21 protein-coding genes and 1 riboswitch are annotated in these 23130 nt (G+C 69.5%); of the genes, 12 read left to right on the top strand and 9 right to left on the bottom strand.

From position 1 onward, the window contains the following. Genes hemC through hemL form a run of 4 tightly spaced genes read left to right on the top strand, consistent with a single transcriptional unit; the run spans position 1 to position 4109 of the window. Positions 1 to 996: a hydroxymethylbilane synthase gene (gene hemC, locus MST3598_RS15980; protein WP_021198269.1), complete on the top strand. Its 996-nt coding sequence runs from the start codon at positions 1 to 3 to the stop codon at positions 994 to 996. Next, the gene (locus MST3598_RS15975; RefSeq protein ID WP_021198270.1) at positions 993 to 1790 is read left to right on the top strand and encodes a uroporphyrinogen-III synthase; all 798 of its coding nucleotides are present in this window, start codon (positions 993 to 995) and stop codon (positions 1788 to 1790) included. The genes hemC and MST3598_RS15975 overlap by 4 nt, the downstream gene beginning before the upstream one ends. After that, on the top strand, positions 1787 to 2764 hold the full coding sequence (gene hemB, locus MST3598_RS15970; protein ID WP_029258540.1) for a porphobilinogen synthase: 978 nt from the start codon (positions 1787 to 1789) through the stop codon (positions 2762 to 2764). The genes MST3598_RS15975 and hemB overlap by 4 nt, the downstream gene beginning before the upstream one ends. Before the next feature lie 22 nt (positions 2765 to 2786). Next, positions 2787 to 4109 carry a glutamate-1-semialdehyde 2,1-aminomutase gene (hemL, locus tag MST3598_RS15965; RefSeq protein WP_029258539.1) on the top strand — a complete coding sequence of 441 codons (1323 nt, stop codon included), beginning with the start codon at positions 2787 to 2789 and terminating at the stop codon, positions 4107 to 4109. A gap of 12 nt (positions 4110 to 4121) precedes the next feature. Here the strand turns inward: hemL and MST3598_RS15960 are convergent, their stop codons facing one another. Then, on the bottom strand, positions 4122 to 5516 hold the full coding sequence (locus tag MST3598_RS15960) for an HNH endonuclease signature motif containing protein (RefSeq protein WP_029258538.1): 1395 nt from the start codon (positions 5514 to 5516) through the stop codon (positions 4122 to 4124). Positions 5517 to 5649: 133 nt separating this feature from the next. On the opposite strand from MST3598_RS15960, the gene MST3598_RS15955 reads away from it, so the two are divergent. Next, the gene (locus tag MST3598_RS15955) at positions 5650 to 6099 is read left to right on the top strand and encodes a hypothetical protein (protein ID WP_021198274.1); all 450 of its coding nucleotides are present in this window, start codon (positions 5650 to 5652) and stop codon (positions 6097 to 6099) included. Positions 6100 to 6201: 102 nt separating this feature from the next. Here the strand turns inward: MST3598_RS15955 and MST3598_RS18620 are convergent, their stop codons facing one another. Beyond that, positions 6202 to 8226 (bottom strand): ATP-binding cassette domain-containing protein, encoded by a 2025-nt coding sequence (locus MST3598_RS18620; protein WP_096359638.1) that lies wholly within the window; start codon positions 8224 to 8226, stop codon positions 6202 to 6204. Positions 8227 to 8339: 113 nt separating this feature from the next. Between MST3598_RS18620 and MST3598_RS15945 the strand changes: the two genes are divergently transcribed. The 3 genes from MST3598_RS15945 to MST3598_RS15935 all read left to right on the top strand — a co-directional run bounded on the left by MST3598_RS15945 (position 8340) and on the right by MST3598_RS15935 (position 13597). After that, positions 8340 to 9401, top strand: a complete 1062-nt coding sequence (locus MST3598_RS15945; protein ID WP_029258536.1) for an enoyl-CoA hydratase/isomerase family protein — start codon at positions 8340 to 8342, stop codon at positions 9399 to 9401. A 207-nt stretch (positions 9402 to 9608) separates the two neighbouring features. Next, positions 9609 to 11336, top strand: a complete 1728-nt coding sequence (locus MST3598_RS15940; protein WP_029258535.1) for an ABC transporter ATP-binding protein — start codon at positions 9609 to 9611, stop codon at positions 11334 to 11336. Next, positions 11333 to 13597, top strand: a complete 2265-nt coding sequence (locus tag MST3598_RS15935) for an ABC transporter ATP-binding protein (RefSeq protein WP_029258534.1) — start codon at positions 11333 to 11335, stop codon at positions 13595 to 13597. Before MST3598_RS15940 ends, MST3598_RS15935 begins: the two co-directional genes overlap by 4 nt. 114 nt (positions 13598 to 13711) lie before the next feature. Here the strand turns inward: MST3598_RS15935 and MST3598_RS15930 are convergent, their stop codons facing one another. After that, positions 13712 to 15343: a D-alanyl-D-alanine carboxypeptidase family protein gene (locus tag MST3598_RS15930; protein WP_051670939.1), complete on the bottom strand. Its 1632-nt coding sequence runs from the start codon at positions 15341 to 15343 to the stop codon at positions 13712 to 13714. Between the two features lie 82 nt (positions 15344 to 15425). Continuing rightward, positions 15426 to 15535, top strand: a riboswitch (TPP riboswitch). Here MST3598_RS15930 and MST3598_RS15925 point away from each other — a divergent pair. The 3 genes from MST3598_RS15925 (at position 15528) to MST3598_RS15915 (ending at position 18426) form a co-directional block, all read left to right on the top strand. After that, on the top strand, positions 15528 to 16184 hold the full coding sequence (locus MST3598_RS15925) for an ECF transporter S component (RefSeq protein ID WP_021198280.1): 657 nt from the start codon (positions 15528 to 15530) through the stop codon (positions 16182 to 16184). (Overlaps the previous riboswitch by 8 nt.) Then, complete coding sequence (locus MST3598_RS15920) at positions 16181 to 17650, top strand: ABC transporter ATP-binding protein (protein WP_029258531.1); 1470 nt, start codon at positions 16181 to 16183, stop codon at positions 17648 to 17650. Before MST3598_RS15925 ends, MST3598_RS15920 begins: the two co-directional genes overlap by 4 nt. Beyond that, positions 17647 to 18426, top strand: coding sequence for an energy-coupling factor transporter transmembrane component T family protein (locus MST3598_RS15915; RefSeq protein WP_029258530.1), 780 nt, complete (start codon positions 17647 to 17649; stop codon positions 18424 to 18426). The genes MST3598_RS15920 and MST3598_RS15915 overlap by 4 nt, the downstream gene beginning before the upstream one ends. Positions 18427 to 18432: 6 nt before the next feature. Here MST3598_RS15915 and MST3598_RS15910 read toward each other — a convergent pair whose 3' ends face one another. The 6 genes from MST3598_RS15910 to MST3598_RS15885 all read right to left on the bottom strand — a co-directional run bounded on the left by MST3598_RS15910 (position 18433) and on the right by MST3598_RS15885 (position 22105). Next, positions 18433 to 18783, bottom strand: a complete 351-nt coding sequence (locus tag MST3598_RS15910) for a CHY zinc finger protein (protein ID WP_029258529.1) — start codon at positions 18781 to 18783, stop codon at positions 18433 to 18435. Further along, the gene (locus tag MST3598_RS15905; protein ID WP_029258528.1) at positions 18780 to 19505 is read right to left on the bottom strand and encodes an aminoglycoside 3'-phosphotransferase; all 726 of its coding nucleotides are present in this window, start codon (positions 19503 to 19505) and stop codon (positions 18780 to 18782) included. Before MST3598_RS15905 ends, MST3598_RS15910 begins: the two co-directional genes overlap by 4 nt. 46 nt (positions 19506 to 19551) lie before the next feature. Next, entirely contained in the window at positions 19552 to 20490 is a 939-nt protein-coding gene (locus MST3598_RS15900; protein ID WP_029258527.1) for a cytochrome c oxidase assembly protein, read from the bottom strand. Beyond that, on the bottom strand, positions 20487 to 21023 hold the full coding sequence (locus MST3598_RS15895; RefSeq protein ID WP_036271470.1) for a signal peptidase II: 537 nt from the start codon (positions 21021 to 21023) through the stop codon (positions 20487 to 20489). The genes MST3598_RS15900 and MST3598_RS15895 overlap by 4 nt, the downstream gene beginning before the upstream one ends. Beyond that, entirely contained in the window at positions 21013 to 21492 is a 480-nt protein-coding gene (locus MST3598_RS18615) for a hypothetical protein (RefSeq protein ID WP_136053507.1), read from the bottom strand. The genes MST3598_RS15895 and MST3598_RS18615 overlap by 11 nt, the downstream gene beginning before the upstream one ends. A 220-nt stretch (positions 21493 to 21712) precedes the next feature. Continuing rightward, positions 21713 to 22105 carry a hypothetical protein gene (locus MST3598_RS15885; RefSeq protein ID WP_157749867.1) on the bottom strand — a complete coding sequence of 131 codons (393 nt, stop codon included), beginning with the start codon at positions 22103 to 22105 and terminating at the stop codon, positions 21713 to 21715. Between the two features lie 226 nt (positions 22106 to 22331). Here MST3598_RS15885 and MST3598_RS15880 point away from each other — a divergent pair, with 226 nt between their 5' ends. Continuing rightward, positions 22332 to 23090 (top strand): SDR family NAD(P)-dependent oxidoreductase, encoded by a 759-nt coding sequence (locus tag MST3598_RS15880; RefSeq protein ID WP_021198289.1) that lies wholly within the window; start codon positions 22332 to 22334, stop codon positions 23088 to 23090. Positions 23091 to 23130 lie beyond the last annotated feature (40 nt).

Here is a 23130-nt window from a genome sequence, read left to right as displayed (position 1 = left end):
ATGAGCACCCCCATCCGTCTGGGTACCCGTCGCAGTGCGCTCGCGCAGGCGCAGTCGGGCCATGTCGCCACGGCCCTCGAGAAGCTCTCGGGGCGTCGGGTCGAACTCGTCCCGATCACCAGCGAGGGCGACACGAATCGTGCATCCCTCTCCGAGATCGGCGGCCAGGGCATCTTCGCCACGCGCCTTCGCGAGGCGCTGTTCGCGGGGGAGTGCGATTTTCTCGTGCACTCGCTGAAGGATCTGCCGACGGCGATCCCCGATGGCCTCGTGATCGCCGCGACGCCGAAGCGTGAGGATCCGCGCGATGTTGTCCTCACCCGCGATGGCACCGCACTGCACGAACTGCGCTCCGGCAGCACGGTCGGAACCGGTTCGCCGCGGCGTATCGCGCAGGTGCGTCGTCGGGCGCCGGGCGCCGAGGTGGTCGACATCCGCGGCAACGTCGACTCCCGTCTCGCCCGGGTCGCGTCCGGGGAGCTGGATGCGGTGATCCTCGCGGCGGCGGGCCTCTCGAGACTCGGAGCGAAGTCTCCGCTGCGACGGGAAGAGCTCGGTCTCGCCGAATGGCCGACCGCGCCCGGGCAGGGATCGCTCGCCGTCGAGACCCGTGCCGATGCACCGGAAGAGCTGCTCGCGGCTCTCGCCGGTCTCGACGACGCCGACACCCGTCTGGCCATCACCGTCGAGCGCGCGATCCTGCAGGGACTGGATGCCGGATGCCAGGCGCCGATGGCCGCGCACGCCGTGGTGGACGGCTCCTCGATCCGGGTCAGGACGGTCGTCTATGCCGCTGACGGAGGGCGCCGGATCGGCCTCGACGTCACCGAAGACCTGAACGGGGAGTATATTCGTCGGAACGGCAGTGGCAATGGAGCGGATGCTGCCGATGGTGCAGACCCGATGCACGCAGCGCGCGAGCTCGGGTTCACTGTTGCCCGTCGGCTGCTCGATCAAGGGGCGGCCGGCCTCGTATCCCGAGAGCAATCCTCATGACCACTTCCGAAATCAAGCAGGACCGACCGCTGGACGGCTGGCGCATCCTCGTGCCCCGTGGCGGGCCGTGGGGCGACAGCGTCGCCGCGAGTCTGCGCGCGCTGGGCGCCGTGCCCGTCGTCGCGCCGCTCATCAACTTCGCGCCGACGACCGATCAGGCGACGCTCGACTCCGCGCTCGCGCAACTGGCCGCGGGGGAGTTCGACTGGCTGACCGTCACCAGCGCCACCACCGTCGACGTGCTCTTCGCGCACCGGGCCGTCGTGCCGCGTGCGACCAAGATCGCCGCCGTCGGTGAGACGACCGCCGCGGCTCTGCAGGCGGTCGGCTACGAGGTGACGCTGGTTCCCGAGCAGGACAACTCCGCCGAGGGGATGGCGCAGCAGCTCATCGCCCTCGAGAAGGAGCCGCGCCGTATCCTCGCCCTGCGCAGCGAGATCGCGAAGCCGGTGCTGAGCCGGTTGCTCTCCGAGGCTGGTCACGACGTGCACGGCGTCGTCGCCTATCGCACGGTGGGAGTGCCGGTGACGGAGCGCATCCGCCGCGACGTCGAGAACGGACGGATCAACGCGATCCTGATCACCAGTGGGTCGGTCGCCGAGCAGGTGCGCGAGCAGTTCCCGGAGATCCCGGACGAGACGCTGCTCGCCGCGATCGGACCGCGGACCGCGAAGGACGCGCAGCGTGCGGGCCTGCCCGTGTCGGTCGTCGCCGACCGCCAGACCGTCGACGCGCTCATCGATGCGGTCTCGCACTTCACTCTTCCGCACGCGGCCGACGAGTTCGCGCCGTGAGCTTTCCCGACGTTCGACTGAGGCGTCTGCGGCAGTCGCCGGCAGTGCGAGATCTCGTGCGTGAGACCTCGCTGCAGCCTCGACAGCTCGTGCTTCCGCTCTTCGTGCGCGAAGGCATCTCCGAGCCCGTGCAGATCGGCTCGATGCCCGGCGTCGCTCAGCACTCCCTGGATTCACTGCGCGCGGCGGCGGTCCAGGCGGCGGAGACCGGTGTCGGCGGAGTGATGCTGTTCGGCGTGCCCGCCGTCCGCGACGCCGTCGGGTCGGGAGCCGACGATCCGCACGGCATCCTGAACGTCGCGACCGAGGCGCTGGCCGCCGAGGTCGGCGACGCGCTCGTCGTGCAGACCGACCTGTGCCTGGACGAGTTCACCGATCACGGCCACTGCGGCGTTCTGGCCGCCGATGGCTCCGTCGACAACGACGCGACTCTCGAGCGGTACACCTCGATGGCGCTCGCACAGGCGCGCGCAGGTTCTCAGCTGCTGGGGCTCTCCGGGATGATGGACGGCCAGGTCGCGGTGATCCGCCGGGCGCTCGACGCCGAGGGGTTCACCGACACCCTCCTGCTCGCGTATGCCGCGAAGTACGCCAGCGCCTTCTACGGACCCTTCCGCGAGGCTGTCGACTCTCAGCTCACCGGCGATCGTCGCACGTACCAGCTCGACCCGGGCAACCGGCGCGAGGGTGTGCGCGAGGCCGTCGTCGATGAGGCCGAGGGGGCCGACATCGTCATGGTGAAGCCGGCGATGGCCTTCCTCGACGTGCTGCGCGAGGTGCGCGACACCGTGAGTATTCCAGTGTGGGCATATCAGGTCTCCGGCGAGTACGCCATGATCGAGGCCGCCGGTGCGAACGGGTGGATCGACCGTCGCGCGGCCATCCTCGAGTCCCTTCTCTCCATCCGCCGCGCCGGTGCGGATGCGGTGCTCACCTACTGGGCCACCGAAGTGGCCGGCTGGCTGCGCGACTGACTTCTGCGAGGAGCTCTCCTTCATGACCGACCGCAACGACGACCTGTTCTCCGCTGCCCGCGCGGTGATTCCCGGTGGGGTCAACTCGCCGGTGCGCGCCTACGGATCGGTCGGCGGCACGCCGCGGTTCCTCGCCTCGGCGAAGGGCGCGAGGGTCACCGATGCCGCCGGTCGCGAGTACGTCGATCTCGTCGCCTCGTGGGGTCCTGCGCTTCTCGGGCATGCGCACCCGGAGATCGTCGCCGCGGTGCAGGAAGCCGCGTCCCGTGGGCTCTCGTTCGGCGCTCCGACCGAGGGCGAGGTCGAACTCGCCGCGCTGATCGCCGACCGTGTGCGGTTCGGTGAGACCCGACCCATCGAGCGCGTGCGCCTGGTCTCCACGGGCACCGAGGCGACCATGACGGCCATCCGCCTCGCGCGCGGTGCCACCGGTCGCGACCTGCTCGTGAAGTTCGCCGGTCACTACCACGGCCACTCCGACGGCCTTCTCGCGGAAGCCGGTTCCGGCGTCGCGACGCTCGCGCTGCCGGGCTCCGCCGGGGTGCCCGCGCCGATCGCCGCCCAGACCCTCGTGATCGGCTATAACGACCCGGAGGCTCTGGCCGCCGTGTTCGCCGAGCACGGTCGGCGCATCGCCGCCGTCATCGTCGAGGCCTCGGCTGCGAACATGGGCGTGGTCGCTCCGCTGCCCGGATTCAACCGTCTGATCGCCGAGACCGCGCATGCTCATGGCGCACTGATGATCCTCGACGAGGTGCTCACCGGATTCCGGGTGCACCCGGCCGGATTCTGGGGGCTGCAGGCCGCCGCCGGCGAGGACTACCTGCCCGACATCTTCACGTTCGGCAAGGTCGTCGGCGGGGGCATGCCGCTGGCCGCGCTCGGTGGACGTGCCGAGGTCATGGACCTGCTGGCCCCGCTCGGGCCGGTCTACCAGGCGGGCACACTGTCCGGAAACCCGCTCTCGGTCGCTGCGGGTCTCGCGACGCTGCGGCTCGCGACCCCCGAGGTCTATGCGACCGTCGACGCCGCATCCGCTCGGGTGTCCATCGCGCTCGACGCCGCGCTCACGTCGGCCGGTGTCACGCACGCGGTGGCCACCGCCGGCAACCTGTTCAACGCTTCGTTCCGGGCCTCGGCGCCGCGCAACTATGTCGAAGCCCAGGCGCAGGAGTCGTTCCGCTACGCGCCGTTCTTCCACTCGCTGCGCGAGCAGGGCGTCGCTCTTCCGCCGAGCGTGTTTGAAGCCTGGTTCCTCACCGCCGCACACGGCGAGGAGGAACTGCAGCAGATCGAGGCCGCACTTCCAGTCGCTGCGACCGCTGCGGCTGCGGCGCGGCCGTAGGCGCGAGTCCGGTCAGACGAACATGACGCGGCGCGGTGACGCGTCTGTGTAGACGCGGCCGAGTGGGCTGGTCCACTCGATGTCGCCTCCGGGGAGCTGTCTCGCACGCCAACGGTGCTTCTCGGCGATGTCGGGGTGCTTCAGCGAGTGGTGTCCCACGCAGAAGTGGCTGAGGTTGTCGATCGACGTGCTTCCGCCCTTGGCATGGTCGTGATTGTGATCGACCTGACACCTGTGGACCGGTGTGCGGCACCCGGGGAATCGACAATGCTGATCGCGGGCCTGAAGGTGCCGCCGCATCGCCGTCGTCGGGGCGTAGGAGGCTGTGGCTGTCACGGTGCCCGCGCCGTCGAGGAAGAGGCGGGACCAGCCTCCGTTGCGACCGGCGAGATCGCGGGCGACGTCGGGATGCAGCGCGCCGATCCCATCGAGCTCGGCCGGCCGTTCGTCTCCTCCTGCCAGCGTCTCGGCAGCGATCGTGACCTGAATGCGCGCCCGGATGCTCTCCAGCGCGGTGCCCTCGGCCGTAGAGGGGTCGGTGGTCAGGAGTAGGTCGCTGAGCAGGTCGGCGCGCACCGCATCGATGCCGCGCTCGTCGGTCAGGAGGGGCGGGCCGCCTAGGGATGGATCGGTCGTGAAGGTGTCGCCCTCACCGAAGATGACGTGGGCATCGAATCGGGTGTCGTCGACGGGATACCTGTTGAGCACAGGGTCGTCTCGGCGGGAGTCGTCGGCGCGAGCGGCGCGATCACCGCGGGTGGCGATGACGTGCTGTGCGAGCCGCGTCAGGCGGTCGAGAATCGCGTGGGCGAGGTACTCCGGAAGCACGACCTGGAGCAGTGCGAGGCCGTCGTCGAGCGCCCTCAACGTGACCGATCGTTCGCCGTGGGCCCGTCGGTGACGCTCGACCACGGTCTCGCCGGCGAGGGAGGAGGCGATCTGGCGCACCATCGTGCGGGTGCGCGCGGGAGAGTCCTGTTCGGCCACGACGAGCGCCGCCGTGTCATAGACGGTGAGGGTTTCGGCGTCTACTCGACCCTCGCGGACCCCCTGCCGCACGATGATTCCCTCCCGCACGATCTCTCGGACATGGGCCGCACTGAGCGCACCGCGGCGGAACGCGTCTCGCACGATGGGGTGCTCGGCCTCGAGGAAGTGGGCGTCGCTGAAGGCGTACTCGATGCTGCCCTTCGACATGCGACCGGCCGCAGAGTACTCCGCGATCATCGACCGATGGATCGAATCGCGATGCTGCGGTTGCTCGCGGACATCGTCGTCGAGCAGCCGAAGTCGATCGGCGAGGAGGGCGGAGGCTTCAGCTTCGAGCGCCGCGATGCCTCGCCGCTTCTCCACCCAGGCATCGAGCAGGGCCTCGCGCTGATCGATGCTGTTCGCAGATGCCTTCATTCTTCGAGTATAGTACATATGTTCGAATGACGGAAGGGAATCATGATGACTGGTGCTGATCGACAAGGGATCGTTGCGTTCCTGTGAGCAACTTCCAGACAACTGGCAGGGCCGCGCTGGCAGACTGGGGGACATGGTGACGTTGCTGCTGGACCAGACGCAACTGGAGGTCGTGCTCTCGCCGATCGAACGTGCCGCCACCTTCCACCGTGACAACCTCCGTATCGCGCGCGACACCATCACCAAGGTGCAGCTGACGGAAGACGCCTGGACCTGGCTCCGCGGAGTCCCGAACCCGGGGACGCACATTCCCGGTGTTCTCGCCGCAGGCAGCTGGAAGGCCGCGGGCAGCCTCGACTTCGTGCTGATCCGCCGGCGTCGCCCGAGCGTCGTGATCGATCTCGAAGGCGACCCGCAGTACCGCCGACTGATCCTCACCACCAGCCACGGGCTCGCGCTCACTCAGGCACTCCGGCTCGATGTGTCGACCGAACCGGCGAACGTCGAGGAGATCGTGGCCACGGCACCGGTCCCGGTCTCGAAGGGACGACGACGCCCCGTCATCCGCCCCCGGCCCGCCTGACGCCGACGTCGGGAGGCGGTGCCTCGCGATGCACGGCCTCCCTTCAACGCAGAACGCCCTCCGGACCCGCAGGTCCGGAGGGCGTTCTCGTCGGCGAGGCGCTCAGCCGTGCTGGTGATCCCCGTCGTGGTTCTCGCCGTCGTGGTTCTCGCCGTCGTGGTTCTCGCCGTCGTGGTTCTCACCGGTGTTCTCGTCAGAGTCATCGGGAGTCGTCTCGTCGCCTTCCGCGGAACCCTCGGCCAGGGGCACGGTGTCGATGACGCCCGTGGAGGCGACGCTCCAGTGTGCGTTCTCCGCGGGGGCCTCCGGCGTATCGCCGTCCGCAGCCTCGAAGTCCGCAACCTCGCTGTCCGCAGCCTCGCTGTCCGACGCCTCGCCCTGGGCGGGCTCGTCCTCTGCGCCCAACGGGTAGTCCTTGGGCTCGTCCTCGTAGTACGCGCGGGCGGCGGCCGCGAGCATGGAACTCACCGCTGCAGAGCGCGGGTCCTCCTCGTCATCGTCGGAAGAGCTGGTGTCCTCGGTGTCGGCGGATGAGGGGCCATCGCTGTGGGAGGACAGCGCGTCCGATTCCGTGGCGACCGATGCGTCGTCGAGATCCGCGAAGATCTCGACCCCGCTGTGGTCCTCGTCACCGGAGGTCAGGTCGGACGGCGTCGTGTCTGCGGTGTCCGCCGGCACGGCGGCGCCGAACAGGATCTCATCGAAGGATCGAGCCGGAGCCTGTTCGTCTGTGGACTGTTCGCCGAGGGTCGGAGCGTCGCCCACCTCGAACGGACCCGAGGCGACGTCGCCGGACTCGCCGATCGATGCTTCTTCGCCCGGTGTTTCGTCGACAGAATCTTCTTCGTCCGGAGCGTCTTCGGCGGGAGTCTCCTCCTCGGACGTCGACTCTCCGGTCGCGATCGTATCGGTGGAATCCACGTCGGCGGAGGACTCGTCCGCAGCGCTCTCCGCGCTCTCTGCCACGGAGGCCTCGGATGCGTCGGACACGTCGGATGCGTCAGCGCCGACGGAGGCTGCCAGATTCGAGGCCACGGCCTCGCCTGCGGGAGCAGACGCAGCCTCGGCCGCCCAGGCGGCTGCTGCGGCCACCGGGATGGCGACCACGGAGTCGGCGGGTGCCGGAGATGCTTCTTCGGGAGCGGCCTCTGCGGGAGTCGACTCCTCGGGCGCAATCTCCGGGGTGTTCGGCGCGACGAGCGGGGTCGCCGTTGCGGGAGCGCTCGGCGCGAACCGGCCACCCCGCATCAGGTCGATGAAGACGTCTTCGAGAGTCGGCCCGCGCTGCACCAGGGTGCTCAGGGCGATGCCTGCGTCGGCCGCGACGGCTCCCACGGTCTCGGCGTCTCCGCCGCGCACGGTCAGACCCGAGCGCAGCACTTCGATGTCGAACCCGGCCGCAGCGAGCGCGGACGTCAGCCCGGCGCGATCCGCGGCGTCCACGATCACGGAGCCGCCCTTGGGGTCGGCGAGCGTCTCGATTCCGCTGGCCAGCACGAGCGTGCCCTTCGAGAGCACGAGCACGTTGTCGGCGACCTGTTCGACCTCGCTGAGGACGTGCGACGACACGAGGACCGTGCGTCCCTCGTCGGCGAGGCGACGCATCAGGAGTCGCATCCAGCGGATCCCCTCGGGGTCGAGTCCGTTGGCCGGCTCGTCGAAGACGAGGGCCCCGGGGTCGCCGAGGAGCGCGTTCGCGACGCTGAGCCGCTGACGCATGCCGAGCGAGAAGCCGCCGATGCGCGAGTCGCCCTCGCCCTCGAGGCCGACCAGGGAGAGCACTTCGCCGACGCGTGCCAGCGGGATGCCGTTCGCCTTGGCGGCGATGGTCAGCTGGCGCTCGGCGGTGCGACGGGGACGGTAGACGGTCTCTTCGAGTACCGCGCCGATCGTGCGCAGCGGCTGGCGGAGCTCGGCATACGTCGTGCCGCCGATCGTCGCCGTGCCGGATGTGGCGCGCACCTGGCCGAGCAGGATGCGCAACGTGGTGGTCTTGCCGGCTCCGTTCGGGCCGAGGAAGGCGGTGACGGCTCCGGGCTCGACGCGCGCGGAGAAGTCCGAGACGGCGGTCACCTCATTGAAGCGCTTCGTCACGTGCGTGAACTCGAGCACCTGTCCTTCAGGCATCCGTGACCTCTCGTCGCATTTGAACAGTTCCTCCCTATCCTGCCGGAAAACCCTGTCGGATCCCGCATTTCGCGCGGAATGACGCCCTTGCCGAAAGGGGTAGCCTGGCCAGCGTGACCGATTCTCACGCTGCATCCCGCGTCCTCGTCCGCACCGAAGGGGCGCTCGGGCGGCTCACGCTCAACCGCCCCGAGGCCATCAACGCCCTCGACGTCGGCATGATCGAGAGCCTCACCGCAGCGCTGAACGCCTGGCGCGACGACACCGACGTGCAGATCGTGCTGCTCGACGGAGCGGGGGATCGCGGCATGTGCGCCGGCGGCGACGTGCGGGCTCTGCACGGGCAGATCGTGGCGGGGCAGGCTGATCAGACCGCGGAGTTCTTCCGTGCCGAGTACGCGCTGAACGCGATGATCGCCGAATACCCCAAGCCGGTCGTGTCCTTCGCCGACGGCATCACGATGGGGGGAGGCATCGGCCTGGCCGGGCACGCGGCGATCCGCATCGTCACGGAGCGCTCGAAGCTCGCGATGCCGGAGACGCGCATCGGATTCACGCCCGACGTCGGCGGCACCTGGCTTCTCGGCCGTGCCCCCGGGCGCTTCGGCGAGTACTTCGGCCTCACCGGAGCGACGATGAGCGGCGCGGATGCCGTGTACCTCGGCTTCGCCGATCACTTCGTGCCGTCGGACCGCCTCGACGCCTTGAGCGAGGCTCTCGCCTTCCGCGCCGATCCGACGGGGCCCAGCGAGATCGTCCTGCTGTTCGACGAGACGCCGGAGCCCTCGCGGCTTCCGGCGTGGCGGGAGTGGATCGATGACGCCTTCTCCGCTCCGACCGTGATCGAGATCATCGATCGCCTGCAGGCCCAGGGCACGACGGAGGCCGCCGCGATCGCGGACCTTCTCGAGGGCCTCGCGCCGACCGGCCTCGCTGTCACGCTCGATGCGGTGCGCGAGGCGCGTGAACTTTCGGGGCTTCGTGCCGCACTCGAGGGCGAGTACCGCCGCGTGCTGTGGTTCGTGAACGAGCACCCCGACCTCGTCGAGGGCATCCGCGCGCAGATCGTCGACAAGGACCGGGATCCGAAGTGGGACCCGCCCACGCTGGCCGAGCTCGCCCCGGACGCCGGCGCCCCTGCACGCGCGTACGTCCCGCAGCCCGCCCTGTTCTGAGAAGGGGTTCGGCGACTTCCTTCGCCGTTGTTCGCCCGTGTGCAGAAACCGCTGATCGGGACGGGAAGCGGTTCGCTGTGAGCGAAGGTCCCCCATGAGGGGGATACGAATGTCCGCGGATCGTGGCACTCTGTCTTGTGGCCGATTGTCGGTCGGCATCCGTCTGCCGAGAAATCCGCCGCTCCATCCTTCCTAGAAAGTCCGCCTGTGCTGGGAAAAATCCTCCTCCGCTATCTCTCCCGATACCGATGGTTGCTGCTCGCGGTGCTGGTCTTCCAGCTCGCCAGCGTCGCAGCGACCCTCTACCTCCCGCGACTGAACGCCGACATCATCGACAAGGGCGTCGCCCGCGGTGACACCGGCTACATCTGGAGCACCGGTCTGTTCATGCTCGCGGTCTCGCTGGGGCAGATCATCGCCTCGGTCACCGCGACGTACTTCGCCGCGCGCGCAGCGATGGGCGCCGGCCGCGACATCCGCGCCGACGTCTTCGGCAAGGTCAGCGGCTTCTCCGAGCGTGAGGTCTCGCAGTTCGGCGCCGGCTCGCTCATCACCCGCAACACGAACGATGTGCAGCAGGTGCAGATGCTGGCGATGATGGGCGCGACCATGCTCGTCACGGCGCCGCTCCTCGCGATCGGCGGCATCATCTTCGCCGTGCAGACGAACGTCGGCCTCAGCTGGCTCATCGCCGTGTCTGTGCCGCTGCTGCTGATCCTGGCCGCCCTCGTGATCGGGCGCATGGTCCCGTTGTTCCGCAGCTACCAGGGCAAGCTCGACAACGTCAACCGCATCATGCGCGAACAGCTCACCGGCGTTCGCGTCGTGCGGGCATTCGTGCGCGAGCGCATCGAGGAGGACCGCTTCCGCGGCGCCAACACCGACATCATGGTCGTCGGCCGCAAGGTGGGCTCGCTCTTCGTGCTGCTGTTCCCGCTGTTCATGCTCATCCTGAACGTCACGGTCGTCTCGGTCATCTGGTTCGGCGGCATCGAGGTCAACAACGGCACGGTGCAGGTGGGCACACTGTTCGCCTTCATGCAGTACATCGGCCAGATCATGGGCGGCGTCATCATGGCGAGCTTCATGGCGATGATGATCCCGCGCGCCGCGGTGTCGGCCGAGCGCATCGGCGAGGTTCTCGACTCCGAGTCCACGCTGGTCCGCCCCGAGAACGGCGTCACCGAGTTCCCGGTCCCCGGATCCGTGGCGCTCGACGACGTCGAGTTCACCTACCCCGGTGCCGATTCCCCCGTGCTCACCGGCATCAGCTTCGCCGCGCAGCCGGGTGAGACCGTCGCGATCGTCGGATCCACCGGCTCGGGCAAGACGACCCTCGTGTCGCTCATCCCGCGCCTGTTCGACGTCTCGGGCGGTTCCGTGCACGTCGGCGGCACCGATGTGCGCGAGGCCGACGTCGAGTCGCTGTGGGACAGCATCGGCCTGGTGCCGCAGCGTCCGTTCCTCTTCACCGGCACCGTCGCGTCGAACCTGCGCTACGGCCGGGAAGAGGCCACCGACGAAGAGCTGTGGCACGCGCTCGACATCGCACAGGGTCGCGACTTCGTCGAGGAGATGCCCGATGGTCTCGACTCCCGCATCGCCCAGGGCGGCACGAACGTCTCGGGTGGTCAGCGTCAGCGACTCGCGATCGCCCGCGCGATCGTGCACCAGCCGCAGATCCTGGTCTTCGACGACTCGTTCTCGGCCCTCGACCTCACGACGGACGCGCGATTGCGGCAGGCGTTGTGGCGGGAGCTCCCGCACGTGACGAAGATCGTGGTCGCCCAGCGCATCTCCACCATCACGGACGCGGACCGCATCGTCGTCCTCGACGGCGGAACCATGGTCGGCGTCGGCACGCACGAGGAACTGCTCGAGACGAGCGACACCTACCGAGAGATCGTCGAGTCGCAGCTGGGGGTGGACGCATGAGCGCGCAGGACAACAACGAGAAGCGCACGGCCAGACGCGGCCGCGGCAAGGCGGCAGCGCCCGTCGCCGAGGTCGAGCTGAGCGCCGAGGAGAAGTACGAGGCCGAGCTCGCCGAGCAGGCACGTCAGAACTCCGGCGACTGGGACAGCGTCGCGCCGGGCAAGGCCGACAACTTCGGTCCGAGTTTCGCGCGCATGATCGGGCTGCTCAAGCCGTCGGCCATCTGGTTCGTCTTCGTGTCGATCCTGGGTGCGATCGGCGTGGTCCTGACGGTCGCGGCGCCCAAGGTGCTCGCCGAGGCCACCAACCTCGTCTACAAGGGCTTCATCTCCATCCAGCTCGGACAGCCGACCGACGGGTTCCCCGGCTTCCCGGCCGGGACGTCGCAGGACGCCGTCGTCGAGGCGCTGCGGGCCGGTGGGCAGGACGACTTCGCGAACCAGGTCGGCGCGCTGGGCGACTTCACGGTCGGCCAGGGCATCGACTTCGACGCACTGCGTCTCGTCATCGCCGCGGTGCTCGGCATCTACGTGGCCGCGGCCTTCCTCACCTGGATCCAGGGCTACGTCATCAACGTGATCATGGTCCGCACCATGTGGCGGCTGCGCGAGTCGGTCGAGGCGAAGATCAACCGCCTGCCGCTGGCGTACTTCGACAAGGTGCAGCGCGGCGAGCTGATCTCGCGCGTCACGAACGACATCGACAACATCACGCAGACGATGCAGCAGTCGCTCTCGGGAGCACTCACTTCGGTGCTCACCGTGATCGGCGTGCTCGTGATGATGTTCTCGATCTCGTGGCAGCTCGCGCTCGTCGCCCTCATCACGCTGCCGCTCATGGGCGTCATCTTCGGCATCATCGGACCGCGCTCGCAGAAGGCCTTCGGCACCCAGTGGCGCAAGGTCGGTCGCCTGAACGCCCGCGTCGAGGAGGCATTCTCCGGCCACGCGCTCGTGAAGGTCTTCGGCCGGGAGAAGGATGCGCTGGACAAGTTCCAGGTCGAGAACGAAGAGCTGTTCCAGGCGAGCTTCAAGGCACAGTTCCTCTCCGGCATCATCATGCCGGCGATGATGTTCGTCGGAAACCTCAGCTACGTGGGCATCGCGGTGCTCGGGGGTCTGATGGTCGCGAACGGCCAGCTCCGTCTCGGCGACGTGCAGGCGTTCATCCAGTACTCGCAGCAGTTCACGCAGCCGCTGTCCGAGCTGGGTGGCATGGCCGCGGTCGTGCAGTCCGGCACGGCCTCCGCCGAGCGGGTCTTCGAACTGCTCGACGCCGAGGAGCAGGAGGCGGACGACGCCGATGCCCCCGCGCTGGTCGAGGGCAAGGGCGTCATCGAGTTCGAGAACGTCGCGTTCTCGTACACACCCGAGCGTCCGCTCATCCGCGACCTGTCATTCCGGGTGGAGCCGGGGCAGACCGTCGCCATCGTCGGTCCGACCGGTGCGGGAAAGACGACCTTGGTCAACCTGATCATGCGCTTCTACGAGCTCAGCGGCGGGCGCATCATGCTCGACGGCCAGGACATCGCCGAGGTGACCCGCGACGAACTGCGGTCGCGCACCGGCATGGTGCTCCAGGATCCGTGGCTGTTCGCCGGCAGTATCCGCGAGAACATCCGCTACGGTCGCTCCACCGCGACCGATGACGAGGTTCTCGCCGCCGCCAAGGCGACCTATGTCGATCGCTTCGTGCACGCCCTCCCCGAGGGCTACGACACGGTGCTCGACGAGGATGCCGCGAACGTGTCGGCAGGCGAGCGTCAGCTCATCACCATCGCGCGGGCATTCGTCGCTCAGCCGTCGATCCTCATCCTCGATGAGGCCACGTCGGCCGTCGACACCCGCACCGAACTGCTGCTGCAGCACGCGATGGCCGCGCTTCGTGAAGGACGCACGTCGTTCGTGATCGCGCACCGACTGTCGACCATCCGCGACGCAGACCTCATCCTGGTGATGGAGCACGGTGACATCGTGGAGAAGGGGACGCACGACGAGCTCATCGCCGCGCGGGGCGCCTACTGGCGTCTGTACCAGTCGCAGTTCGAGCAGGCGGCGACCGACATCGACGCCGAAGACGCCCTCACCGGCACGACGCCCGTCGTCGTCTCGGGCGATGCGAGCGATGCCGAAGGTGCAGGAGAGGAGGCTGCGGCCGCCGTTGCCGGAGCCTCGATCGGTGCTCAGCTGCCCGCTGCCGAGACGGCGGCAGCCCAGGCACTGCTGGAAGACGGGGCCGACGGTTCGAGCCACCGTTCCTGAGCGTTCCCGCCCTGCGGCATCCCTACGACGACGCCCCACTCCGCTCACGCGGGGTGGGGCGTCGTCGTAGGGATGCGTCGTCGCGGGCGCCGGCACGGCGCGCGTGACGAGGTGTCAGGAGCGGTCGGCCCTGATTCCGAGCAGCTCGAGCGGGTGGGTCAGACGCCACCACGGGCTCGGCCCCTCCACATCCTCGGCCAGCACCAGAGGCGTGGTGACGGTGTTGAGCGGACCGGTCGTCGTCAGCGTGCCCACGGCGTCGTCCTGTTCACGGTCTTCGCCGAGATCGAAGGCCGTCGCCGCGGTGGCGGTCGCCCCGTTCCACAGCACCACATCGGCATCGGTCTCGGTGATGACGTCGACCTCCTCCCCCCAGGGGGTCGTGACCTGACCGACCACGGTGTCCTTCGCGACGGCGGGCGGCTGCGCCTCCAGCGCCGCTTCCGCCTCCGCGAACAGGGAGCGGGTGAGAGCGAGTCGCTCATCGTTGCCGGCCTGGTTCAGCGCCGCGGCGAAGAGGTGCACGGTCGTGTCGCCGATGACGACGTCCTTCGCGGTGAGCAGGTTCCAGCCGACGAGCGTGCCGGTCTTGACGCCGACGACACCGGGATCGTCGAGCATCCCGTTCGTGTTGACGACGGTGCCGGCGCCCGGGAGGTCCACCGACTTGGTGCCGACGATCTCGGCGAACACCGGGTTCTGCATGGCACGCTCGCCGAGGGCGACCAGCGCCTCGGGGGTGGCCACATTGCGCTCGTCGAAGCCGGACGGCGTCACCACGGTGATGCCGGTGAGGCCTCGTTCGCGCAGCCACACCTCGGCGGCCCGGGCGAATTCGCGATCGGACCCCCAGATCTCGCTCGCGAGCCGGTCGATGTAGTTGTTCGCCGATCCCATCAGCGTGCCCTGCAGGAGTTGATATTCGGTCAGCACCCCGCCGATCGGCACATCCAGTGCGGACTGGTCGCTGCGCCGGTAGTCCCAGTACTTCACGCTGTCGGCCCGGGTGAACGAGAACTCGGGCCCCTGTTCGCCCACCGCCAGCGGCATACGGTCGAGCACCATCAGGCTGCTCACGACCTTGGTGATGCTCGCGATGCTCACCGCATCGGGGATCGAGGCCGCAGTGGTCATGCCGGAGATGCCGACGGCGCCCGCGCCCTCGGTGGGCCAGGTGACGGTGGCTGCGGCAGCGGGCGTCGTCGCGAACTCGACGGACTGCACTGTCGGAGGTACCTCGTGCAGCGGCCAGAGCAGCGTGGTGCCGGCATACGCGGCGACGAGGCCCACGAGCGTGGCCAGCGGAACGAGGATGCCGGGACGGGCGATGGCCGGGCGCAGGCGTGCCCCGCGGAGCAGGCCGTTCGTCCGCTCGGCTTCCGACGTCTCGTCGAGAGTCGCGGTGGCGGTGTGGTCGGCCACCGTCGCGGGGTCCACCCAGGTCAGAGCGGTGGCGGTGGTGGTCTCGTCCGCCCACTGGGGGGTGGTCGCGTCGAGCGCGGCGAGGGGATCGTCGGCGTCTCCTGCGGCAGTCTCACGCGGAACGAATGGCGGTTTCGTCAGAGCGTGCGTGGCCGGTTCCGGGGCGACCACCGATTCCGGTGCGAGCGCGCGCGTCGACGTCTGCTCGGCCGTGAGCACCGAACCGCCAGACGCGGCATCGACGGAGCCGGAGGGGGCGGTGGTCGCGGGGCCGTCGTCACGGACGACGCCCGTCGCCTCGTCGGCGGGATCTGTTGCGGTCACTCGTTCACGGTACCCAATCCCGGGCGGGTTCCGCGGCGCACAGCCCTGTCGCCACGCGGGTGTCGCCAGCGGGTAGGATCTTCAGCACAACCACGGGAGTCCGGCGAGCCGGGCTGAGAGGGAGCGAATCGCGCTTCGACCGTCGAACCTGATCTGGGTCATGCCAGCGCAGGGAGGAGTTCAGATGAGTACGCCTACGTCCACATCCGCACAGCAGGCATCCGCCGATGCGAACGGGCTGCACCGCCCATCGATCTGGCGCTGGCGCGTCGTCGACATCGTCGTCGCCGCTGTCCTCGGCGTCGCGATCGGTCTCGTGTTCTGGGGATGGAACACCATCGGATACGCCTGGTTCGGCGCGGCCGACGCCCTGACACCGGGCCTCGGTGGCATCGCCGTGGGCATCTGGCTGCTCGGCGGTGTCGTCGGCGGTCTCGTGATCCGCAAGCCGGGGGCCGCGCTCGTGGTCGAACTGGTCGCCGCGATCGTGTCGATGCTGATCGGCAACGTGTGGGGTGTCTCGACCGTGTTGTCGGGCATCGTGCAGGGCCTCGGTGCAGAGATCATCTTCGCCCTGTTCTTCTACCGTCGTTTCGGGATCGCAGTCGCTGCGCTCGCCGGCGTCGGAGCCGCCGTGGCCGCCTGGGTGTTCGAGCTGTTCTACGGCAGCTCGCCGAACATCCTGAAGTCGGTCGAGTTCAACACGATCTATCTGATCAGCGTGGTCGTCTCCGGGGCGATCCTGGCCGGCGTGGTCGGTTGGCTGCTCGTGCGTGCCCTCGCCGTCACCGGCGCCCTCAACCGCTTCGCCGTCGGGCGAGAGCACGTGCGCGAGGTCTGAGCGTGACCCTCGCCCCCCCGGCCCGCGTGCAGGCTGCGGGCTGGGGCTGGCGGTACGCCGGTCGAAAGCGTCCCGCCGTCGCGGACGTCTCCTTCACGATCGAACCGGGGGAGCGGGTGCTCCTGCTCGGCGCCTCGGGTGCAGGGAAGTCGACGCTGCTCGCCGGTCTCGCCGGGGTCCTCGGCGATGACGACGAGGGGGAACGGACGGGTTCGTTGCGCATCGACGGTGCGGCCCCCGAGTCACGGCACGGTCAGGTCGGACTCGTCCTGCAGGACCCGGACGCCGGCATCGTGCTGTCGAAGGTCGGCGACGACGTCGCGTTCGGCTGCGAGAACCTGGGCGTCGCGGCGTCCGAGATCCCGGGGCGCGTCGCCGAGGCGCTCGACGCCGTCGGCCTCGATGTTCCGCTGCGACGCCCCACGAAGGCGCTCTCCGGCGGGCAGAAGCAGCGGCTGGTGCTGGCCGGTGTGCTCGCGATGCGACCGGGTCTGCTGCTGCTCGACGAGCCCACCGCGAACCTCGACCCGGACGGGGTGCGGGAGGTGCGGGCGAGTGTCGAGCGCGCCGTCGAGACGACCGGCGCGACGCTCGTGGTCGTCGAGCACCGCACCCCGATCTGGGTCGATCTGATGACGCGCGTGATCGTGCTGGCGGCCGACGGAGGACTCCTCGCCGACGGTGCGCCCGCGCAGGTGTTCGCGGCCCACGGCGACGTGCTCGCCGATGCGGGGGTGTGGGTGCCCGACCGCGGCATCGACCTTCCGATGCTCGAACAGGTTCCCGCCTCCGATGCCCTCACGGCCTCCGCGCTCTCGATCGCGAGAGAGGCGGGCGTCGTCGTGCAGTCGGGGCTCGACCTGCGCGTGCCGCGTGCGAACGCGACCGTGATCACCGGGCCGAACGGCGCGGGCAAGTCGACGCTCGCACTCACCCTCGCCGGTCTGATCCCGGAGCAGGCCGGCGAAGTGCGTTCGGCACCCGAGCTGGCGGGGCGCAAGGGCCCCCGCCCGATCCGCTGGTCCTCGCGGGAGCTGCTCACCCGTATCGGCATGGTCTTCCAGGAGCCGGAGCATCAGTTCCTCACGCAGACGCTGCGCGACGAGCTCGCCGTCGGCCCGCGCGCCCTCGGGTGGGACCGTGGGAAGACGGACGGCGTCGTCGAGGAGCTGCTCGAGCGCCTCGGACTCGCATCTCTCGCGCTCGCCAACCCGTTCACGCTCTCCGGCGGGCAGAAGCGTCGACTGTCCGTCGCGACCGTGCTGGCGGGAGCACCCGAGGTGATCGTGCTCGACGAGCCGACCTTCGGGCAGGACCGGCGTGGATGGATCTCGCTCGTCGCGCTCCTGCAGGAGGAGATCGCGCGTGGTCGGTCGATCGTCGCGGTCACGCACGACGACGCCGTGATCCGACACCTGGGCGGGCATCGCATCGAACTGGGACGCGAAGGGGAGGCGACATCGTGACGGCGGTCGAGACCGCACGGACGGTATGGCTCGACGGTGTGAACCCGGTGACGAAGCTGGTGCTCGCGGTGCTGCTGTCGGTGCCGCTGTTCGCGTCGATCGACGTCACGAGCGCGCTGGCCGCGATCGTCCTGCAGCTGCTCTGCCTGCCGTTGACCGGACTGCGGCTGTCGACGGTGCTGAAGCGCCTGCTGCCGATCGCGATCTTCGCACCGATCGCCGGCGTGAGCATGCTGCTCTACGCCGAACCCGCAGGGCGGATCTACTGGACCTTCGGATTCGCCACGATCAGCGAGGATTCGATCACGCTCGCGATCGCGGTGAGCCTGCGCGTGATCGCGCTCGGACTGCCGACGATCCTGCTCTTCGGCGGCACCGACCCCACAGAGCTCGCCGATGCGCTGGCCCAGGTCGCGAAGCTCCCGAGTCGCTTCGTGCTCGGCATCCTCGCCGGCACCCGGATGCTGGGCCTGTTCCTCGACGACTGGCGCACCATGAGCCTGGCCCGTCGTGCACGGGGCGTGGGGGATCGGGGTGTGCTGCGACGATTCTTCTCGATGGCCTTCGTGCTGCTCGTGTTCGCGGTGCGGCGCGGGTCCACGCTGGCACTCGCGATGGAGGCGCGCGGCTTCGGCTCCGGCATCCCCCGCACCTGGTCGCGACCGTCGCGGTTGCACCCGCGCGATGCGGTGGCGCTGATCGGCGGCATCGCGATCATGGCGCTCGCCCTCGCCGCCGCCGTCCTCGTCGGGACCTTCCGGTTCGTGTGGAGCTAGGGCCGGCTAGCTCCAACTCGGCTGGAAGTAGTGCTCCCGGTGCAGAGCACAGCGCTCGTTGAACGGGGCGGTGCAGCGAGGGCAGCCCGTCACCGCGAAGTACTCGGTGATCGTGAGTTCGTGCCCGCACGCGCCGCAGAGGATCGCCGCGGTGTCGTGCTGATCCGGCGCCCACTGCTGCGCCGGATGCCCCGCCGACTCCTCGTGGCAGCGGTGGCACGGGTAGTAGTCGCCGCAGCAGGCGAAGCGGATCGCGATGATGTCTGTCGGGCCCCGGTAGTGCACGCACCGGGTCATGTCGTCGACGACCGGGCCGAACACCGGCGGTCGACCGGCGGGCGGGGGCGCCACGCTCATGTCTCGTTCCAGAGCCGCCGGTAGTACTCGAGGCGCTCGCGGTCGGGCTCGACCCCGTAGGCCTCGATGAGCGTGTCCTCCCAGCCGGATCCGAAGTTCCACATCGTGCTCATCGATGCCACGGCGATGTCGGCCCAGCGGTCGGCGACTCCGAGAGCTGCGAGATCGACGAACGCGGCGGGACGGCCGGCGGCATCGAGAAGCGTGTTCGGCATGCAGGCATCGCCGTGGCACACCACCAGTCGGTCGATCGGCGGCGTCTGGAGCAGCTCGTCGGGCACGATCGTTCCGCGGTCGGCGGCGTTGGCGATCCGCCACTGCGTGCTCCACTCCCAGGGGCATTCGGCCACGGGCAGGGCGTCGTGCAGCGCCCGCAGGCCCGCGCCGACCGCCCGTACCGCGGTCTCGGGCTGGTCGGCCCAGCGCGGGTCGACGGCACTGCTCGCGTCGAGCGCGACGGTGACGAGCCACTCGTGTGTCTCGTCCTGCCCCTGTTCGAGCACCTCGGGCACCGCGATCCAGGTGCGCGCCCACCGCATGCGCTCGGCTTCGTCGCGCATGTTCGCCTCGTCGTCGAGCGGCCCCCATTTGATGTACCGGCCGTCGTCGGTGCGGAAGGTCAGCCCGCCGATCCCGTTGAGCCAGACCGGCACGAGCGCCGCACCGCGGGCGAGCTCGCGCACCCGCGTCGGCACGTCGAGGGAGGCGGAGGGGATGCTCATCCGTCCATCCTGCCCGACGGCGACGGGTGACAGCGACGGGTGCGGTTCATCGGCTCTCGTCGCGCAGGCCTTCGAGGTAGGCGTTGTAGGCGTCGAGCTCGGTCGTGCCGTGCGCATCGGCGTAGCGGTCATCGGCGGCGGCGCGGGCCGTGTCGTCACGGAACCACCGATGCATCACGTACACGAGCATCAGCAGCGTCGGCGCCTCGCCGTAGGACCAGGCCAGACCGCCCGCCAGACGCTGGTCCTCGAGCGGATCCATCCCGAGGGCGAGGGTCGGGGCGACGAAGTGGTCGACGAGCATCGTCGTCGCCATCATCAGGAAGACCCCGAAGAACGCGTGCAGGGCGGCCTCGGCGAAGACGTCGAGTGCCCGCCCGCCGTGCCCGAGACGCACGGGGAGGGGATCGGAGCTCAGCACCGGGATCGCGAACAGGATGCCCACGATGAGGAACCCGACCTCCAGGGCGATGTGACCGCCGGGAGCAGCGAGGACGCGATCGGCGAGACCGGCCAGATACAGACCGTAGAACGCGATCAGGTACACCGGCAGGGCGATCCACGGGCTCAGGATCCATCGGGCGACGCGGCTGCGGAGTCCGCCGTGCGCGGCACGCAGCGCGGCGGCACCCAGCCCGTGGTGGGGCGTGGCACGCAGGAGCAGGGTGCCCGGTGATCCGAGCACCAGCAGGGGCGGGATCGCGATCATCAGCGTGAGCTGCTGGAACATGAACACCGACATCAGCGCGTAGCCGTATGCCTCGACCCCGAGACCGGTGACGGCCGCGAGCGCGAGGCAGCCCAGGAGGAACACGACCGTGCGCCAGACGGGCCACCGGCGGTGCTGCCGCCAGAGGCGGATCGCGCCGACGAGGTACGCCATGGCCAGCACGGCGGCGACCAGGGGCAGGAGGGGGAACGGGCCCGGTGCGGGCAGCACGAGGTCGGCGAAGGTCGGCGGCGCGTCCGGCATCCAGTTGTTCATCCGTTCGCGCCCTCTCGTTCGTCGTCCGGCCGGTCGCCGAGCGCCGCGTTCCGTGTCTGCGCACGGTGACGGACCCCGGCCCCGATGACGAGGACGAAGCCTCCGATCGCGAGCGCGACGTCGGCGAGGTTCCCGATGAACCAGTTCCCGTACGCGAGGAAGTCGGTGACATGGCCGATGCCGAACCCGGGGGGAGCGAGCAGACGGTCCAGCACGTTCCCGATGGCACCCCCGAGGATGAAACCCAACCCCCAGGCCCGCCACGTCGTGCGTGCGCGGACCGCGGCGACGAACAGGGCGGCGACGGCGCCCACGCCGACCACGGTCAGCACCCAGGTCGCCCCGGAGCCCAGCGACAGCACCGCCCCGGGGTTGTAGGCGAGCTGCAGGCCGAGCGCATCACCCAGAACGGGTATCCGTTCCGTCTGGCTGAGCCCGGCGATCGCGGCCGCTTTGGTGCTCTGGTCGATCAGGACGACGAGGCCGGCTATCACGAAGGCGACGGCGTACTTCGGGACGCTCTCACGCTTCATCGGACGGTCCCGTCTCCGCTGCCCGATCGCGTCTCCGCCGCGCGCGCCCCGCCAAGACCACCCCGGTCGCTCCGAGGGCGAGGAGGAAGCCGATCCCGACGAGGAAGACGGTCCCCAGGAATCCGAGGTCGTCGCGCTGCACCCTCCGCTCGCCGTTCTGCTGCTCGTGCGTCGTGCTGCTGGTCGGTGTCGGTGTGGGTGTGGGTATCGGTGTCGGTGTCGGTGTGGGGGTGGGTGTGGGTGTGGGGGTCTGAGTCGTCGCGGGCGTATCCGCCTCTGAGCGGCCGACCATGCTGTGGGGCACGTGTGCGGCCGCCGACTCCCCGCCGACGAGCAGGATCAGGACGCTGAGCACCGCTCCCATGACGGTCGTGCCCATCGCGCGCCGCATCGTCCAGCCGATCGGGTTCGTCTGCGGACTCGGTCGTTGGGGAGCGCGCCGATCGGCGTCGTCCACGGGGCTTTTCATGGGTCTCCTTCGAGGGGTGAGAGCAGATTGTTCGAGAGGGCGGAGCCTCGGATGGTGCCGCGCACGCAACGCACGGCTTCAGGAGTCGGGGTCGCACGGAGTCGACGCGAGATGTCGACGCGAGACGTCGACACAGGAGGTCGACAGGGACATCGAGGGGATGCCGCGGGGGAGGCCGGTTGCGAGCGATGGATGCGGTCGCGCGGGTGCGGCCGGCGGATCAGGTTCGGGAGAGGCCGAGCTGGAGAAGGGAGAGCGTCGTCGCGCGTGGGCGCGGAGGAGATGCAGACGATCGACGCAGAGCCTCGGATCCGGCTCGGAGTCGCGTGACCAGTGCCCGGCGGTGCGCTGCGCGAGTTCGCAGGAGCATCACGGCGAGCCCGCACAGCACGCCCAGAGCGCAGAGCGCAGCTCCGACGAGAGCGCTCGTCCCGCTGTCGGGTGCGGCGGTGAGGACCTGCTCCTGGGCGGCTGCGGCCGCATCGTCGAACGCGTCGACGACTGCGGCGGTGAGGGAGGGGGCAGCGCCGTTCTCGTCCTGCGCCCCGTGGGTGGTCACGGCGAAGGCGAAGAGCAGCAGGAGCGCCAGGCTCGCCGTGGTAATGAGCCGCATTATCACCGGCGGGGCGACGGTGCCCGCGGATCGGAGGATCCCGGGCGAGCGGCGCATTCTCCGGATCCTACCCGCATCGGTTATCGGGTTCCTTCGCGCGCGAGGCGGTGTCGTAGGCTCGCTCTCGACGCCGTACCTCGGCTCGTGGTGAAACCAAGAACCACGTAGGCTGGGACTGCGTTCCATCAATGCATGTCGCACGACGACGTTCGAAGGAGAACATCAGATGCAGATCAGCGGACAGGGTGCACTCGTCACCGGCGGAGCCTCGGGTCTCGGACTCGCCACGGCGCGCCGGCTCGTCGCCGCGGGAGCGCACGTCACGATCATCGACCTCGCCTCGTCGAAGGGTGCCGAGATCGCGGACGAACTCGGTGGGCTGTTCGTCGCGGCCGACGTCACGAACGCGGATGAGGTGCAGGCGGCCGTCGCAGCCGCGCAGTCCGCCGCTCCGCTGCGGGTGGTCGTGAACTGCGCCGGCATCGCGCCGCCCGCCAAGGTGCTCGACCGCGAAGGCAACCCGGCTGTGCTCGCCGACTTCGAGCGCGTGATCCGCATCAACCTCGTCGGCACGTTCAACGTCATCTCGCAGGCATCCGCCGTGATCGCGAAGAACGAGCTGCACGACGAGGAGCGCGGCGTCATCGTGAACACCGCGAGCGTCGCCGCGTTCGACGGTCAGATCGGCCAACCCGCCTACTCCGCATCCAAGGGCGGCGTGCACGCCATGACCCTCCCGGTGGCGCGCGAGCTCGCCCGCTACGGCATCAGGGTGTGCACGATCGCTCCGGGCATCATGGAGACCCCGATGCTGATGGGTCTTCCGCAGGCGGCCCAGGACTCGCTCGGCCAGCAGGTGCCTTTCCCTTCGCGCCTCGGACGCCCCGACGAGTACGCCGCTCTCGTGCAGCAGATCGTCGAGAACGGCTACCTCAACGGCGAGACCATCCGTCTCGACGGTGCCATCCGCATGGCGCCGCGCTGACCCGCGGCACCCCTCAGAACCCGCGATCGAGAACACAGGA

This window comes from Microbacterium sp. TPU 3598 (assembly GCF_002356155.1).
Taxonomy (GTDB): domain Bacteria; phylum Actinomycetota; class Actinomycetes; order Actinomycetales; family Microbacteriaceae; genus Microbacterium; species Microbacterium maritypicum_A.
This window is presented reverse-complemented; position numbering and strand designations above follow the sequence as displayed.

What these genes read in the sequence shown, in the direction of transcription:
- hemC (WP_021198269.1), top strand. Translation starts at nt 1, where the DNA reads ATGAGCACCCCCATCCGTCTGGGTACCCGTCGCAGTGCGCTCGCGCAG.
- MST3598_RS15975 (WP_021198270.1), top strand. Translation starts at nt 993, where the DNA reads ATGACCACTTCCGAAATCAAGCAGGACCGACCGCTGGACGGCTGGCGC.
- hemL (WP_029258539.1), top strand. Translation starts at nt 2,787, where the DNA reads ATGACCGACCGCAACGACGACCTGTTCTCCGCTGCCCGCGCGGTGATT.
- MST3598_RS15960 (WP_029258538.1), bottom strand. Translation starts at nt 5,516, where the DNA reads ATGAAGGCATCTGCGAACAGCATCGATCAGCGCGAGGCCCTGCTCGAT.
- MST3598_RS15955 (WP_021198274.1), top strand. Translation starts at nt 5,650, where the DNA reads ATGGTGACGTTGCTGCTGGACCAGACGCAACTGGAGGTCGTGCTCTCG.
- MST3598_RS18620 (WP_096359638.1), bottom strand. Translation starts at nt 8,226, where the DNA reads ATGCCTGAAGGACAGGTGCTCGAGTTCACGCACGTGACGAAGCGCTTC.
- MST3598_RS15935 (WP_029258534.1), top strand. Translation starts at nt 11,333, where the DNA reads ATGAGCGCGCAGGACAACAACGAGAAGCGCACGGCCAGACGCGGCCGC.
- MST3598_RS15925 (WP_021198280.1), top strand. Translation starts at nt 15,528, where the DNA reads ATGAGTACGCCTACGTCCACATCCGCACAGCAGGCATCCGCCGATGCG.
- MST3598_RS15910 (WP_029258529.1), bottom strand. Translation starts at nt 18,783, where the DNA reads ATGAGCGTGGCGCCCCCGCCCGCCGGTCGACCGCCGGTGTTCGGCCCG.
- MST3598_RS15905 (WP_029258528.1), bottom strand. Translation starts at nt 19,505, where the DNA reads ATGAGCATCCCCTCCGCCTCCCTCGACGTGCCGACGCGGGTGCGCGAG.
- MST3598_RS15900 (WP_029258527.1), bottom strand. Translation starts at nt 20,490, where the DNA reads ATGAACAACTGGATGCCGGACGCGCCGCCGACCTTCGCCGACCTCGTG.
- MST3598_RS15895 (WP_036271470.1), bottom strand. Translation starts at nt 21,023, where the DNA reads ATGAAGCGTGAGAGCGTCCCGAAGTACGCCGTCGCCTTCGTGATAGCC.
- MST3598_RS18615 (WP_136053507.1), bottom strand. Translation starts at nt 21,492, where the DNA reads ATGAAAAGCCCCGTGGACGACGCCGATCGGCGCGCTCCCCAACGACCG.
- MST3598_RS15885 (WP_157749867.1), bottom strand. Translation starts at nt 22,105, where the DNA reads ATGCGGCTCATTACCACGGCGAGCCTGGCGCTCCTGCTGCTCTTCGCC.
- MST3598_RS15880 (WP_021198289.1), top strand. Translation starts at nt 22,332, where the DNA reads ATGCAGATCAGCGGACAGGGTGCACTCGTCACCGGCGGAGCCTCGGGT.